The following is a 13,851-nucleotide window of genomic DNA, read 5'->3' as shown; positions in this document are numbered from 1 at the left end:
GAATTTCGCCCTTTGCGGGCTTTTTATTGACGCGTGAGTCAAGTTAGGCGTATTTCGGCAGTCCCGGCAAGTGTAAATCGCCCCGGTGGAAACGTCGGAAACATACATGGTGCAGCGAGGAAGAGGTCGCTCGGGTTTCTGCGCGAACATCCGCATTCTGAATTTGGTTTTAACCCTCCCCTTACCGCCAGCTGCGTGCGGAGAGCAGGCCCGCATTCAGTGGCTTGAATCGGTACATGAAAGAGTCCCGATTTCTTCTTTCATCTGCACAGGTTTGCCCGCACTTTCCGGGCGATTTGCAATCCGAGTGGGGTCAAAATCGCCAAATCAGCTACGGATTGCGACAAGCAGGTCCATCACGTTTGTCCCGGTCGGACCCGTCACAAGCAGCGCGTTCTTGCGGTCGAGATAGCTGCCGCTGTCTGCACAGCGCAACGCCTCTTTGGCCCCGTCGCCCCATGTGCTTCCGTCGATAACCGCGCCTGCTGCCTGAGTCGGGCCGTCCGTTCCATCGGTTCCTCCGACGACAACCGTGATCCCGTCGCAACCTGCAATCTCATGAGCCAACGCCAGCGCCAGCGCCTGATTGCGCCCGCCGCGCCCCGGGGATTCGGGCAGTACTACCGTGGGTTCCCCACCAAACACCATCGCTCCGCGCGGCATGGCACGAATGCGGTCGCCCAGCTTATGAGCGATCGTCAGATAGTCGTCATGCAGGCATTCTTCGTTGGCCAATAGATCAACGCCTTCTGCCTGAGCTAATTCTGCGGCGGCAGCGCGGGCATGTGCGTTTGAGGCCACGATCTGCGCCGTTGCGCGAAACTCAGTGGCATCGGGCAGGGCGCCGATCCCCGACCCGATAACGTTCAGGTCATCGCCAGGTACATCCGAAATCGCAAGTACCGTAACCTGTTCGCCCCTGAAACAGGACACCAGCCCGCCGCCCTTGATCCGTGACAGCTTGCGCCGCTCGGCGTTCATCGCAGTGATGTCCAGCCCCTGTGACAGCAGTGTTTTGTTCAGTTGCGCGAGATCAGCCAGTGTTTTCCCCGGCACCAGATCCTCAGCTAACGAGGATGCGCCTCCGGATACCAAAAGCAGCAAATGAGAGCCCGGCTGCATCGCCTCAACCGCCTGGCGCAAGGCCCGTCCGCCCTCAAGGCTGCGAGAGTCGGGGACCGGATGAGACGCCTCGATGACCGTCACGTCGTCAGGCAGATCGCGCCCGTGGTCGTCCTTGGTGACAACCAGCGTCGGCCGTGCCCCGAAATGATCCAGCGCAGCGCGGGCCATGGCGGCAGCGGGTTTGCCAACGGCCAAAATTTGATCGGGTACAGGGACGCCGTCCAGAACCTTGCTGGTCGCGGTGTATCCTCCAACCGCGTCTACCCCGGCCTGCCAAATTCGAATGGCTTGTTCTTTTCTGTCCATTAGCTTTCCATCCAGATCGTGACTGGCCCATCATTGACCAACTCAACCGCCATATCCGCGCCGAACTGCCCCGTTTCCACCGGTACGCCGTGGCTCTGTAGCTGCTCTGCAAAGACTTCGTAGAGGCGCTTTCCTTCATCCGGCGCGGCGGCCTCAGAAAATCCCGGTCTGTTCCCGCGCGAGGTATCCGCCGCAAGAGTGAACTGGCTGATCACCAGCGCCGAGCCGCCAATATCCTTCACCGAGCGGTTCATTTTGCCCGCGTCATCCTTGAAAATGCGCAGTTTTGAAATTTTGGCCGCCAGTTGATCCGCTTTGACCTCATCATCACCCTGCATGGCGCAGACAAGGATCATCAACCCCGGCCCGGTCTGGCCGATCACCTGACCATCTACCGAAACATTGGCCCGGGACACTCGTTGCAGAACTGCACGCAATATCTTTCTCCGCTGCTTTAGTCAGCCGACCCATTCGACGATCTCAGTCAGATCGGCGCGGTCGGTGCGAAAACTGTTGGCTGGGTGGTCGGTGTCCGCATACCCGAACGAAATCGCACAAAGTATGTTGCGATCCTCGGCGATCTTGAAATAGCGACGCAAGAATGGGCTGTATGCGGCCAGTGCTGCTTGCGGGATCGTTGCCACGTCAAGCGCCTGCGCCGCCAGGGTAAACGCGGTGACGAAGCCGCCGCAATCCATTGCGCCATAAGCGCCAAGCTCAGCGGGGCTGGTTACAATGGCGCAATGCGGCGCGCCAAACAGCGAAAAATTCTGCATCATCTGCCGGGCCGAGCCCTCACGATCCCCGCGCTGAACCCCGACGGCCTCGTACAAAGCCCAGCCGCAGGTTCGGCGGCGATCCTGATAAACACCGGGATAAGAGGTTGGGAACGGCAGGTCCGGGGCAGGTGCCCCTGTTGCGGCCTCGGCTTGCATCGCTGCGCGAAACCGGTCGGTTTCTTCTCCGCTGGTCAGGATGACATGCCAAGGCTGGGCGTTGCACCAGCTGGGCGCGCGGGCGGCGCTGGTCAGAATCTGCTCAATCTCGTCCTTTGGCACAGCGTTGGACAGAAACGCCCGGCAGGAATGCCGTGCGGTCAGCAAAGTGTTCAAATCAGCTAGGGTCAATCCGGCCTCCTGCCACAGGCGATGACGCGGCGCAGAATGGCGTCTGATGTTGTGAAGTTCAAGCGCTAACATTGCCTGTTTGGCAGGTATCTGACCTGTACTGGTCCTACTGGTTGGTTGCCATCAGATACCCGACGCCAGCGGCCACAAGCAGACCCAGAACAACCGCGATGGTGATCTTGATGACAGACCATGGGCGTTCCCCCTGAACACGACCGGTCCGGCCATTCACGACAAACCGATAGGTCTGACCACGATACTTGTAAGCCGCCATCCAGACCGGCAGCAGGATATGTTTGAAGGTCACATCACGCACATCCGTATCAATCGCATGGATGCGTTGACGATCGCCGCCGATGTCAAAGCGCACATCCCGTTCGATCACCCGCGCCATGTACCCGCGCGCCTCAGTATAGCCCTCTCGCAATTCCACCGTATAAGCCTCGGCCCGGAACCCGGCGAGGTATTCCGGCTGATAGGGTTCCAGAGCTGGCAGATCCCAAGGCTCCAACGCGTCGGTATAGCTTTTGGGCAGCGATTTTGAGGCCAGCACCAGCACGTCATCGAAGAACCGCTTCACCCGCCCGGATTTCGGAGACCACCGGACCTTGGGGACCTGTTGCTGTACCCGCTTGCCGTCCCGCATGACGGTGCGGGTTTCGTAGTAAACGGTGCCGCGTTCGCCGCGATAGCTGGACTGCGTGTCCGCATCAAAGGTCCAGTAGGGGACATAAATGCCTTGCATCTTGCGCCCCTTACGCGCGTAGTCTTTCAACCCATTCGGCGCAAACCACAACCGGCCCAGCCAATCCCCCATCGCCTTATGGGCCGCACGTTCATTCAGGGCAAAGGGCAGCACTCCCCGCGGCTTGATGTGCCGGTTTACGCCGGTATCCGTAACGACAGGCGTTGCACAGAACGGGCATTCAGCGGCGTGAGTGGCCGGATCAAACTCGACCTGAGCGGCGCAGTTGGGGCACGACAGAACGCGGGTTTCTTCGATCTCGCTGTCTGGCAGGCGGTCGGCAATGGCTGCGTCGAAATCCAGCTCTTTCAAGCTGGCACCGCCCCAAGGGCCAGCACCGATCGCTTCGGAATGCCCGCAATGGTCACAGGTCAACGAGCCATCCTCAGGGTTAAACCGGTAGTCCGCACCGCATTGCCCGCAGGGGAATCTGTGTTCTTCGGTCATTGTGCAACCAAGCTCATGCTGTGGCCTCAGGTCGATCAGGCTCCGGGCGGGGGTGGCGGCAAAATGGTGAACAACTGCGCCAGTTCCTGAACATCTCCGGCCTTTTTCCACCCGTCCTGACCCGCGGTCCAGACATGGGTGTCGCGCGTGATCTCTCCTTCGGTTGCCATGCGTCCCATCTTGGCTTTTGAGAACGGTCCGCTGGTCTGTCCATCCACGGCAATATGCCACACATGCTCAACCGGCGGGGGCGGCGGCGGTGCCGCATGTGCTGCCGGTTGCGGGGCAGCGGGGGCGGAACTGCCCCACGGGCCGCTCGGTTGACCCGCTGCCATGTTCGACATCTGTTGTGCCATGGCCATTCCCATACCCATGCCAAGACCTGCGCCCATGCCGCCTCCTTGACCGGGGTTGTTGGCGGCGGCCGTCATCGCCTCGGCGGCGGAATACTGGGTGAACTTGCCCAGATCGCCGGCCAGTCCCATCGATGTCCGCTTGTCCAGAGCCGCTTCAACTGCGGGCGGCAAGGATATGTTCTCGATGTAGAATTCGGGCATCTCTAGCCCATATCCATCCAGGACTGGAGATACCTCGGCCGCGATCAGCTTGCCCAGATCGGCGGTGTTGGCGGCCATGTCCAGAACCGGAATACCCGAGCCCGCGATGACGCGGCTGAATTCCTGCACGATGATGTTGCGGATCTGAAAGCTGATCTCGTCCATGGTGAATTCGCCGTCGGTGCCAACGATCTCAATCAGGAATTTCGCGGCATCCTTGACGCGCACCGTATAGGTGCCAAAGGCCCGGATACGGGTCGGCCCGAATTCGGGATCACGCAGCATGATCGGGTTCTTGGTGCCCCATTTCAGGTCATTGAACCGTGTCGTATTGACGAAATAAATCTCGGACTTGAACGGAGATTGAAAGCCGTGGTCCCAGTGCTGAAGCGTCGTCATGATCGGCATGTTATTGGTCTCAAGCATATAGAGACCCGGCGTGAAAACATCCGCCAACTGCCCTTCATGCACGAACACAGCCGCCTGACCTTCGCGCACGGTCAGCTTGGCGCCGTATTTGATTTCGTGCCCCTCACGCTCAAACCGCCAGACCATAGTATCGCGGGTGTCGTCGACCCAGTGAATGACGTCGATAAATTCTCCGGTCAGAAAATCGAAAATACCCATTGGGGTCTCCTTTCCTTGGGCTCAGAGAGGCTGGCCCATCAATTCACGTGCAATGATCCGCACCACGGGGCGGGCGTTTTCCACCGTCACACCGGGTTCAAGGCGCGGATCGTAAAGCATGGTCAAAAGTTTCTCATCATGGCTGGTCAGCAGCGCAAATTCATCATCGTCGTTGAAAATCGAGGGCCGCGCCGCGGGGCTGTCATTGGACAGGCCAAGACCCTGAGCCATTTCCTCGTGAATACAGCTGCGCCGCATCAGGTCAGGCAATTCTGCACGGATCAGAACCACGGCACGCACAAACCGGTGCGGCGACAGGTTGGTCGGAGAGGCGATGACGAAACAGTCAATGTTGGCGCGCGGATTGGCGATCAGGTCCAGAACCGGCTGGTCGATGCCTGGGATCAACTGTTTCATCCGGCTCACGACATACGCGCTGTCATCCTTACCCGCAAAAAAGACGTGGAAATTGGCCTTTCGGCTCACGACCGAGATCGGATGATCCGTCAGCCTGGCCAGACGAGCGGTAAATGCCTCAACCTGAGCCGTGTCCTGCGCGCGCATTTCGGGCGGGACGGTCGGGGCGAACTCGGCCTGAACACGAACCGGACCCGACCAGCGGCTGAGCTGTCCTTCGGTCGTGTACGCGGTCGCCGTCACTGCGTGGTCGGGATATTCGCTGTAAAAGGCGATTGTCTCGAAATTACGCTCAAGATCGCTGGCGTCATAGGGCGTGTCGGGGCCGCCTCCATCCGTTCGCAGCAACCCTCGGGTCACCAGGTCGCGTTCGACCCTTTGATAGAACCGGGCCAAATCCTGACTGGCCGCGGACGGCGGTACATATGCATTTGGTTCCGGCGCGGACGCGGCCGGGCGCGGTTGCGGGACAACCGACGACGTCAGCGTTTCGTCGCAATTGGCCAAGGCCAACAGCGCAGAAAGGCCCAAAAGAGGCTTCAGAAATCCCGCTAACCGCACGTTTCGCCCACCGTTAGCCCGGCACCGCCGTTCCGGCATTGTCGCCTATCCCGTCTTTGCGGGCCTTTGCAGCGGCGAGGGTGTCGCGCAGCTCGGTCTCCATCTTCTGCAATTCCTGTTCCGCGGCGGCTCGCTTGGCTTTGCCTTCATCGGCAATGGCAAGGCTTTCATTGATGGTGCCGATCAGGTCGGCATTGGCCTGCTTGACCGCTTCGATGTCGAATACACCGCGTTCCATTTCCTCGCGGATCATCTTGTTCGACTGCCGCAGATTGGCCGCGTTCGAGGTCAGCAGTTCGTTGGTCAGATCGTTCGCATCCCGCACAGCAGCGGCAGCTTCGGCGCTGCGTTGAATGGTGACGGCCTGCGCCAGCTGCGTTTCCCACAGCGGTACGGTGTTGACCAGGGTCGAGTTGATCTTGGTGACCAGAGACTTGTCGTTTTCCTGCACCAGCCGGATCGAAGGCAGTGACTGCATCGTCACCTGACGAGTCAGTTTCAGGTCATGCACACGGCGCTCCAGATCGTCCCGCGCGGCGCGTATATCGCGCAGCTCCTGCGCTTTCATGACCTGTTCTTCTTCGGGTGCGGCCTGAACCTCGGCCTCTTTTTCTGGGATGTCGTGGCTGTCCAGTTCGGTCAGTTTTTCCTCACCCGCCGCGATGTAAAGCGCCAGTTCGTCGTAGAAGCCCAGCGTCTTTTCATAGAGCAGGTCCAGAGATTTGATGTCTTTCAGAAGCGTATGCTCGTGGCCCAACAGGTCGTCGGTGATCCGGTCGATCTGGCCCTGAACGTCTTCATATTGTGCAGTGAACTTGGCGAATGGGGCCGCTTTGCCCAGCAGCTTCTCCCACCAGCTCCGCTCGCGGCGCACATCCAACTCGCTGACTGAGAATCCGCGGATCGTGGTCACGATATTGCGCAGGCTGTCCCCGGCGGGGCCGACGTCCTTGTTGCGCACATCTGCCAGCATGGCTTGGCTGATCTCTTGCAATTCGGCCTGTGCGGACGAACCGAATGAGACGATCGAGTTGGTATTGCCCATGTCGATTTCATCCATCCGCTTGCGGATCTCAGCGCTGACCGGTTCGTCTGCTTCTTCCAGCGAAACTATTTCGGCCACCGGCTCGGGCAGGGCAACGGCTGTCACTTCCTGTACCAGCGTCTCGGCTTCGACCGCCTTGTTCTTGATCGCATCGGACATGGGGTAATCCTTTCTCAACAAATGGGCCGGTCAGTCCAACCGGACGCCTTCGCGTTGCAACCGTTCGCGCAACACGTCAATTTCAACCGTCAGATCACTGCGGTCATCCAAAAGCATCTTGCGGGTACGAGCCGCGAAATTCTGTTCAAGATCGTCCAGCAGGGCCGTGTAATCCGCCAAGGCCTGCGCATCCCGGGTGCGGGCATAAACATCAGCGAACTTCACTGTAGCATCGCGGGCACCCTGCAAATAGACGGTCAGGTACTTGCGCGCCCCGGCCAGATCGCGCGGGTCTTCTTCAACTGTGCGGAAGAGATCGCGGGCGGTGTCCTGAAACCTTTCGACGCGTGCCTCAACCCGACGATCTCCCGCGCGTTTGATGGCATCGGTCATTTCGGTCAGGTGGGTTTCCGCATCTTCGACCACGCGGGCCACGCGGTCCTGCTGGAAGGTGTCGATCCCCTCCCTGCCCTTGTCTTTCATCGGGTCCAGCCCGAAGGATACAGAATGCAGCGCCGCCGCTACGATCCCGAACAGGATCGGAGCCACCAAGCTGACCTGTGCAGCGGTCTCAGCGTCCAGATACTCGGTCCGATAGGACGCAAGTGCCACGCCAAGCCCGGTCAGCACGCTTGAAAAAATCTTGCGGGGGAAAGCAGGGCGTCGTGCAGTGCGACGTGCATTATAGGCCGCTTCGGCGCGCAGGCCCTCGCGCAGCAGGAACGCGGCACCGGTCAGCAGGCCCGCTGCGACCAGCCCGATGGTCATGCCAATTGCGCCATCGTTCAGTGACAGAAAGATCAGCGGAATGGCGGGTAGGAACAGGATATTCGCCCGCGCCCCCGCAGGTTCAACCCGCGCGCCGTGGAACTGCCCGCGCGGTTGCGGATCATCATCCGACCCGCCGCCTTCAGGGCTGTATTTTCCGCCATACCGCTTTGCCATGAACTACAGGCCCCCCAGCACGCCGGTGCAAACACCAAACAACAGCACCAGCAGGGCCGCGTAGGCCAGTTTTTGCACTCCGGTCCCGGACATGACGCCCCCCAATAGCAACGCTCACGGAAAATTTAGGCGATGCGCGGGCTTGGCGCTAGGGGGAAGGTTGCTAAACCCGCGTCACTTGCGAGTTTTCTTGCCGATCGGTGCTCGTTTTCTTTGCGGTCGCGCGGGGCGCTTGGGTTTGGCGTCGGGTTCCGCGTCGAGCCCTAGCTGATCGCGCATCACCCGGCGGCGGATCTCTTCGACCTCACCAGGTTTCAGACTGCCCAGCTGGAACGGGCCATAGGAAACGCGCAGCAGACGGTTCACGGCAAAGCCGATATCCTCCATCGCGCGACGTATCTCGCGGTTCTTCCCTTCGCGCAGGCCGATGGTCAGCCAGGCGTTGGCACCTTGCTGGCGATCCAGCGAAACGTCCATCGGTAGGAACCGTTCGCCGTCAATCACCAAACCCTTGCGCAGCGGTGCAAAGTCTTCCTCTTTGGGGCGTCCGTTCACCCGCACGCGGTATTTGCGCAGCCACCCGGTCGAGGGCAATTCGAGCGTGCGCTTGATGCCGCCATCGTTGGTCAGCAGAAGCAAACCTTCCGAATTCAGGTCCAGCCGTCCAACGCTCATGACGCGCGGCATGTCTTCGGGCAGGTTGTCGAAGATGGTCGCGCGGCCCTTTTCGTCGCGAGTCGTTGTCACCAGACCGGGCGGCTTGTGATACAGCCACAGGCGCGAGGGTTCGGGCTCGGACACCGGCTTGCCGTCAACGGTGATCTTGTCTTTGCCGGTGACGTTCAGTGCGGGGCTGGAGATGGTCTTGCCATTCACACTCACACGACCGGCTTCGATCATGCGTTCGGCTTCACGGCGTGAAGCAACGCCCGCGCGGGCAAGGACTTTGGCGATCCGGTCGCCGGGAGGAGGGGTTTTGGTCATCCGCAGCCCATAGCGCATCCCGTCGTCTTGCGAAAGCCAGGTTTCTGATGCAGTCAGAGGCATGGAGTTCAGATCGCATATGGACAAAGCGCTGGTTGAGGCGCGCGCAGCGGCAGACCGCGGAGAGGTTCCCGTGGGCGCCGTCATCGTTGCGCCTGACGGGCGCATCGTGGCCGCGGCGGGCAATCGGACGCGTGAGTTGAACGACCCCACCGCCCATGCCGAAATTCTCGCCCTGCGCACGGCCTGCGCCGAGGCAGGCTCTGAACGGCTGCCCGATCACGACCTCTATGTAACGTTGGAGCCTTGCGCGATGTGCGCAGCGGCCTTGGCTGCGGCACGCATACGGCGCATCTACTACGGTGCCGCCGATCCAAAATCCGGCGGCGTGGCTCATGGTGCGCGTGTGTTCTCGCACAAGCAGGCGCACCATGTCCCCGAGATTTACGATGGCATCGCAGCGCGAGAAGCCGCCGATCTTTTGAAAGCCTTTTTCGCCGCGCGGCGTGACCCTAAAGAGTGATGGGTTTCATCAACTCCGGCTCAATCACGTCCACCCCCGGCAGCCCATCAATCAGCGCCTGAGCAGACTGTTCCAGAATCGGGAAGGTCTTGTAATGGCAGGGAATCACCGTCTTGAAGTTGAAATACCGCTTGGCCGCATAGGCCGTCGCTTTCATGTCCATGGTGAAATGCCCGCCCGCCGACAGGATGCCGATATCGGGTTTGTAGTAATCCCCCATCCAGTCCATATCGGCCATGATATCGGTGTCGCCAGAGACGTAGAGCATGTGTCCTTCGGACGCGATCATGAAGCCAACCTCGCTGCCGCCTGTCCGCAGACCGTCCGGCGTTGAAAAGGTCGAGCTGTGAGAGGCAGGTACCATCGACACCATAACACCGTTCAGATTTACTGTTCCGCCCTTGTTGAATCCGATGGTTTCAAGTTCTTCGGCCTCGCTCCAGTACCCCATCAGATCGTACTGACCGACCACCGGAACCTTCAGATGCTTGGCCAGAGACACGACATCGGCCACGTGGTCGAAATGCGTGTGGGTCAGAAGGATATGCGTCGCACCGTCCAAAGCGTTGTCATGATGATCTTCGGACAGGACCGGGTTGCCGGTCAGCCACGGGTCGATCAGCAGTACTTGCCCTCCGGTTTCGATGCGGAAACTGCCGTGGCCCAGCCAAATGATATTCATGAAAAAACCTCCCGTTCAGACTGTTGGCATCAACCTAGCATCGGCTATGTAAAAATTCATGGACTGGTTGCAGGAAATTGATGGCTATTGCGAGCGTCTCACGCCCGCCTATTGGGCCGAGCCTATAAACGCCGTGACAAACGCGGCGTTTCTGATCGCCGCCTTTGTTATGTGGCGCAGGGTAAAGGGGCAGGGGATGCCCTTGGCAATGGTATTAGTGGTCATTCTGGCTGCCATAGGAATCGGCAGTTACCTGTTTCACACCCACGCGCAGGTCTGGTCTGCGATGGCGGATGTCTTGCCGATTCTGCTGTACATTCTGGTCTATATCTTCGCGATCAATCGCAATGTGTGGCACATGAAGCCATTGCCTGCGGCCCTCGTGACGGCCTTGTTCATCCCGTACGCCGCCGCGACGATCCCTCTGTTTCAATTCGTTCCGGGTTTGGGCGGATCAGCAGCCTACGCTCCGGTGCCGTTGCTGATCTTGATCTACGCGCTTCTTCTGCGTCACCGCGTACCGGACACCGCCCGTGGTCTGGCCATTGGGGCAGTGATCCTGATTGCCTCGATCACCTTCCGGGCACTGGACGAACCCATTTGTGCGCAGATCCCGCTGGGGACGCATTTCATGTGGCATATTCTGAATGCCATCATGCTGGGTTGGATGATCGAGGTCTATCGCAGACACATGGCCCGCGTTTAGTCTTGAAACGCAGAGGCCAGATGGCTGGGCAGGTCGAATTCAGCCAAAACTCGCGCGCGACCCTCGGCTGACATCTTGCGGGCGGTTTTCTCAACGATGCTTTGAATTTTCTCGGCTGAGTGTTTCTCGGCAAATGGTGCGAAATACCATTTGAGGAACACGAAGCAGATTACATCCTCCAGCGCCTGAACCTCATCGTCGCGCTTGATGCCCTGTTTGCGCACAATGCGACCGGCGGCCTCGATATCATCCGCGCTGTATCCGGCCTGTTCCATCATCCCCATCACGACGTCAGCGTGATGCACGCCTTGGGCCTTGCGCCATGCCAGATAACCGGCGCGACCTTCGGGGTATTCGCTGCGCGCCAGTTTCCAGCGTTCCACGTGCTGCCCGCGCGCTGCGATCTGCAAAATATCCGAGGCGTCAGGGAACAGGCGATCCAACTCGGCGCTCATCCGCTGGCCATAAAGCAGTTCGACCGGCTGGCCGTCTTCAAAGTTGGGGTCTTGCCTGTTGGCCGCATCAATCGCGTCCAGAACCGCTTGCTTTTGTGGGCTCATCTTCCGCTCCGTTGGCTTGCCGGATTTGCGATGCAGTCCGGCGGGTTAGTTAACACCATCGTAGCGGGTGGTTGTCCGAGATGCAGCAGTCTTTTGCACCCCGGCCGGGCCGAAGGGGGTGGTCGGCCCGGCGACATCGTTCATGTTACTTGCTCGGGTTGGTCTGGCCTTTCGTTACCGGTTCCTGAACCGGCTCGGGGAATGACATGTTGGGGATCAGGGTGTGTGTAGGAACACCAAATGCCATCGCCGGGGTGCTAAGGACAGTTGCGGTCAGAAGGGCTGCGGTGATGAAGGTTTTCATGATCTTTCTCCGGTTTGCGGCTGTGCCGTGGTTATGAAATGAACAGTACAGTTTAGTTTTTCAAGGCAAGAACTGAACTAATCAGTTTACTTTTTTGCATATGACATATTCAGTTTTGAATGGCTGCTCAGGCGGCGCGGCTGAAACAGGTGCGCATCTGCCTCTTGGTCCCCTTGCGACCCGGGCATCAGACAGGTAAATGCCCCCTAACGCATATGAGGTTTTCCGATGTCGATTGACCAAAGCACCGCCGCCAAGGTGGCCAAACTGGCCCGGATCAAGGTCGAGGATGACGCGCTGCCCGCGCTGGCGTCCGAGTTCAACACCATCCTTGGGTTCATCGAACAACTGAATGAAGTGGATGTCGAAGGCGTCGAGCCGATGGTCTCGGTCGAGCCGATGCGCCTGAAGCGTCGTGAGGATGTGGTCACCGACGGAAACCAGCAGGACAAGGTTCTGGCCAATGCCCCGGACGCGCGCGAAGGCTTTTTCGCAGTCCCCAAAGTGGTGGAGTAAGACATGAGCGATCTGAATAAACTGGGCCTGGCCGAGGCCCGCGACGCGCTGCGCAAGGGTGAAGTGACCTCGGTCGAGCTGACCGAATCCTGCCTGAAGGCCATTGATGACGCCGACGCACTGAACGCTTTTGTCCACAAAACGCCCGAGATCGCACTGGAGCGTGCCAAGGCGGCTGATGAGCGGATCAAGGGCGGCGATGCGCCGTCGATGTGTGGTCTGCCCATTGGCATCAAGGATCTGTTCTGCACCAAGGGCGTTCCTTCACAGGCGGCATCCAAAATTCTGGAAGGCTTCAAGCCGGAATACGAATCCACCGTTTCGCAGCAATTGGCCGATGCCGGAGCAGTGATGCTGGGCAAGTTGAACATGGACGAATTCGCCATGGGTTCGTCCAACGAAACTTCCGTTTACGGCAACGCTGTCAGCCCGTGGCGTCGCGGCAATGACGATGCGCAACTGACACCGGGCGGTTCGTCCGGCGGGTCGGCTTCGGCCGTGGCCGCTGATCTGTGTCTGGCCGCGACCGGCACCGACACCGGCGGCTCGATCCGTCAGCCTGCCGCCTTTACAGGCATCACCGGTATCAAGCCGACCTATGGCCGTTGCTCGCGCTGGGGCATCGTGGCGTTTGCGTCCTCGTTGGATCAGGCTGGTCCGATGACCAAGAACGTCCGTGACGCGGCAATCATGCTGGAAGCCATGTGCGGTCACGACCCTAAGGATTCGACCAGCACCGAACTGGCCGTCCCGAATTTCGAGGCGATGCTGACCGGTGACATCAAGGGCAAGAAAATCGGTATTCCGAAAGAATACCGCATGGACGGCATGCCCGCCGAGATCGAAAAGCTCTGGGCCGATGGCGCGGCGATGCTGAAAGACGCAGGTGCCGAAATCGTCGATATTTCGCTGCCGCACACCAAGTACGCGCTGCCTGCGTACTATGTGATTGCACCGGCCGAGGCCTCCTCGAACCTGGCCCGATATGACGGTGTCCGCTACGGTCGCCGTGCGCAACTGGCGCAGGGTGACGGCATCACCGAGATGTACGAAAAAACCCGCGCCGAAGGGTTCGGTCATGAGGTGCAGCGCCGTGTCATGGTTGGCACATATGTGCTGTCGGCAGGCTTCTACGATGCCTACTACAACCGCGCCCGTCGCGTCCGCACACTGATCAAGAAAGACTTCGAAGATGTCTTCGCTGCTGGCGTCGATGCCATCCTGACCCCGGCCACGCCGTCTGCGGCCTTTGGTCTGGGAGAGATGACCGAGGCTGATCCGGTTCAGATGTACCTGAACGACGTCTTCACCGTGACCGTGAACCTGGCTGGTTTGCCGGGGATTTCGGTGCCTGCCGGTCTGGATGCGCAAGGTCTGCCACTGGGTCTGCAACTGATCGGACGTCCATGGGACGAGGGCGATCTGCTCAACACCGCCTACGCGCTGGAAAACGCCGCCGGATTTGTGGCCAAGCCGGGGAAATGGTGGTAATCCTCGGACGAGGCAAGACAAGGA

General features: G+C 59.7%; 16 protein-coding genes. 4 read left to right on the top strand and 12 right to left on the bottom strand.

Annotated elements, in window-relative coordinates; translation table 11 throughout:
- Positions 1-327: 327 nt before the first annotated feature.
- The 9 genes from ACOQOY_RS06315 to ACOQOY_RS06275 form a co-directional block, all read right to left on the bottom strand.
- The gene (locus ACOQOY_RS06315; protein WP_420584616.1) at positions 328-1,431 is read right to left on the bottom strand and encodes a DUF4147 domain-containing protein; all 1,104 of its coding nucleotides are present in this window, start codon (positions 1,429-1,431) and stop codon (positions 328-330) included.
- Complete coding sequence (dtd, locus tag ACOQOY_RS06310) at positions 1,431-1,868, bottom strand: D-aminoacyl-tRNA deacylase (RefSeq protein ID WP_420584615.1); 438 nt, start codon at positions 1,866-1,868, stop codon at positions 1,431-1,433. The genes ACOQOY_RS06315 and dtd overlap by 1 nt, the downstream gene beginning before the upstream one ends.
- A 21-nt stretch (positions 1,869-1,889) precedes the next feature.
- The gene (locus tag ACOQOY_RS06305; protein WP_420584614.1) at positions 1,890-2,558 is read right to left on the bottom strand and encodes a nitroreductase; all 669 of its coding nucleotides are present in this window, start codon (positions 2,556-2,558) and stop codon (positions 1,890-1,892) included.
- Positions 2,559-2,664: 106 nt separating this feature from the next.
- Positions 2,665-3,750 (bottom strand): TFIIB-type zinc finger domain-containing protein, encoded by a 1,086-nt coding sequence (locus ACOQOY_RS06300; protein ID WP_420584613.1) that lies wholly within the window; start codon positions 3,748-3,750, stop codon positions 2,665-2,667.
- A gap of 35 nt (positions 3,751-3,785) precedes the next feature.
- Complete coding sequence (locus tag ACOQOY_RS06295; protein ID WP_420584612.1) at positions 3,786-4,934, bottom strand: SPFH domain-containing protein; 1,149 nt, start codon at positions 4,932-4,934, stop codon at positions 3,786-3,788.
- 21 nt (positions 4,935-4,955) lie between these two features.
- Positions 4,956-5,882, bottom strand: coding sequence for a DUF2927 domain-containing protein (locus tag ACOQOY_RS06290; RefSeq protein ID WP_420584611.1), 927 nt, complete (start codon positions 5,880-5,882; stop codon positions 4,956-4,958).
- Between the two features lie 43 nt (positions 5,883-5,925).
- Positions 5,926-7,116 (bottom strand): toxic anion resistance protein, encoded by a 1,191-nt coding sequence (locus ACOQOY_RS06285; protein WP_420584610.1) that lies wholly within the window; start codon positions 7,114-7,116, stop codon positions 5,926-5,928.
- Between the two features lie 30 nt (positions 7,117-7,146).
- Positions 7,147-8,061: a 5-bromo-4-chloroindolyl phosphate hydrolysis family protein gene (locus ACOQOY_RS06280; RefSeq protein ID WP_420584609.1), complete on the bottom strand. Its 915-nt coding sequence runs from the start codon at positions 8,059-8,061 to the stop codon at positions 7,147-7,149.
- 174 nt (positions 8,062-8,235) lie between these two features.
- Positions 8,236-9,045, bottom strand: coding sequence for a pseudouridine synthase (locus ACOQOY_RS06275; RefSeq protein WP_420584608.1), 810 nt, complete (start codon positions 9,043-9,045; stop codon positions 8,236-8,238).
- 61 nt (positions 9,046-9,106) lie between these two features.
- Between ACOQOY_RS06275 and ACOQOY_RS06270 the strand changes: the two genes are divergently transcribed.
- Entirely contained in the window at positions 9,107-9,568 is a 462-nt protein-coding gene (locus ACOQOY_RS06270; RefSeq protein ID WP_420584607.1) for a nucleoside deaminase, read from the top strand.
- Here ACOQOY_RS06270 and ACOQOY_RS06265 read toward each other — a convergent pair.
- Positions 9,558-10,250 carry a metal-dependent hydrolase gene (locus tag ACOQOY_RS06265; protein ID WP_420584606.1) on the bottom strand — a complete coding sequence of 231 codons (693 nt, stop codon included), beginning with the start codon at positions 10,248-10,250 and terminating at the stop codon, positions 9,558-9,560. The genes ACOQOY_RS06270 and ACOQOY_RS06265 overlap by 11 nt on opposite strands.
- Before the next feature lie 58 nt (positions 10,251-10,308).
- On the opposite strand from ACOQOY_RS06265, the gene ACOQOY_RS06260 reads away from it, so the two are divergent.
- Positions 10,309-10,956 (top strand): ceramidase domain-containing protein, encoded by a 648-nt coding sequence (locus ACOQOY_RS06260; RefSeq protein WP_420584605.1) that lies wholly within the window; start codon positions 10,309-10,311, stop codon positions 10,954-10,956.
- Here ACOQOY_RS06260 and ACOQOY_RS06255 read toward each other — a convergent pair.
- Together ACOQOY_RS06255 and ACOQOY_RS06250 are read right to left on the bottom strand one after the other, a co-directional pair.
- The gene (locus tag ACOQOY_RS06255; RefSeq protein WP_420584604.1) at positions 10,953-11,516 is read right to left on the bottom strand and encodes a DUF4202 domain-containing protein; all 564 of its coding nucleotides are present in this window, start codon (positions 11,514-11,516) and stop codon (positions 10,953-10,955) included. The two genes, ACOQOY_RS06260 and ACOQOY_RS06255, sit on opposite strands and share 4 nt — an antisense overlap.
- 145 nt (positions 11,517-11,661) lie before the next feature.
- Positions 11,662-11,820, bottom strand: a complete 159-nt coding sequence (locus tag ACOQOY_RS06250; protein WP_420584603.1) for a hypothetical protein — start codon at positions 11,818-11,820, stop codon at positions 11,662-11,664.
- A gap of 228 nt (positions 11,821-12,048) precedes the next feature.
- On the opposite strand from ACOQOY_RS06250, the gene gatC reads away from it, so the two are divergent.
- Together gatC and gatA are read left to right on the top strand one after the other, a co-directional pair.
- Positions 12,049-12,336 (top strand): Asp-tRNA(Asn)/Glu-tRNA(Gln) amidotransferase subunit GatC, encoded by a 288-nt coding sequence (gene gatC / locus ACOQOY_RS06245; RefSeq protein WP_170325838.1) that lies wholly within the window; start codon positions 12,049-12,051, stop codon positions 12,334-12,336.
- A 3-nt stretch (positions 12,337-12,339) separates the two neighbouring features.
- Positions 12,340-13,827, top strand: a complete 1,488-nt coding sequence (gatA, locus tag ACOQOY_RS06240; RefSeq protein ID WP_420584602.1) for an Asp-tRNA(Asn)/Glu-tRNA(Gln) amidotransferase subunit GatA — start codon at positions 12,340-12,342, stop codon at positions 13,825-13,827.
- Positions 13,828-13,851: the final 24 nt, after the last annotated feature.

This window comes from Ruegeria sp. (assembly GCF_965221235.1).
Classification (GTDB): domain Bacteria; phylum Pseudomonadota; class Alphaproteobacteria; order Rhodobacterales; family Rhodobacteraceae; genus Ruegeria.
The sequence above is the reverse complement of the archived record's forward strand: the minus strand, read 5'-3'. Positions and strand labels throughout refer to the sequence as shown.

Coding starts and splice junctions, on each gene's coding strand:
- ACOQOY_RS06315 (WP_420584616.1), bottom strand. CDS start 1,431: ATGGACAGAAAAGAACAAGCCATTCGAATTTGGCAGGCCGGGGTAGAC.
- ACOQOY_RS06300 (WP_420584613.1), bottom strand. CDS start 3,750: ATGACCGAAGAACACAGATTCCCCTGCGGGCAATGCGGTGCGGACTAC.
- ACOQOY_RS06295 (WP_420584612.1), bottom strand. CDS start 4,934: ATGGGTATTTTCGATTTTCTGACCGGAGAATTTATCGACGTCATTCAC.
- ACOQOY_RS06285 (WP_420584610.1), bottom strand. CDS start 7,116: ATGTCCGATGCGATCAAGAACAAGGCGGTCGAAGCCGAGACGCTGGTA.
- ACOQOY_RS06280 (WP_420584609.1), bottom strand. CDS start 8,061: ATGGCAAAGCGGTATGGCGGAAAATACAGCCCTGAAGGCGGCGGGTCG.
- ACOQOY_RS06275 (WP_420584608.1), bottom strand. CDS start 9,045: ATGACCAAAACCCCTCCTCCCGGCGACCGGATCGCCAAAGTCCTTGCC.
- ACOQOY_RS06270 (WP_420584607.1), top strand. CDS start 9,107: ATGGAGTTCAGATCGCATATGGACAAAGCGCTGGTTGAGGCGCGCGCA.
- ACOQOY_RS06265 (WP_420584606.1), bottom strand. CDS start 10,250: ATGAATATCATTTGGCTGGGCCACGGCAGTTTCCGCATCGAAACCGGA.
- ACOQOY_RS06260 (WP_420584605.1), top strand. CDS start 10,309: ATGGACTGGTTGCAGGAAATTGATGGCTATTGCGAGCGTCTCACGCCC.
- ACOQOY_RS06255 (WP_420584604.1), bottom strand. CDS start 11,516: ATGAGCCCACAAAAGCAAGCGGTTCTGGACGCGATTGATGCGGCCAAC.
- ACOQOY_RS06250 (WP_420584603.1), bottom strand. CDS start 11,820: ATGAAAACCTTCATCACCGCAGCCCTTCTGACCGCAACTGTCCTTAGC.
- gatC (WP_170325838.1), top strand. CDS start 12,049: ATGTCGATTGACCAAAGCACCGCCGCCAAGGTGGCCAAACTGGCCCGG.
- gatA (WP_420584602.1), top strand. CDS start 12,340: ATGAGCGATCTGAATAAACTGGGCCTGGCCGAGGCCCGCGACGCGCTG.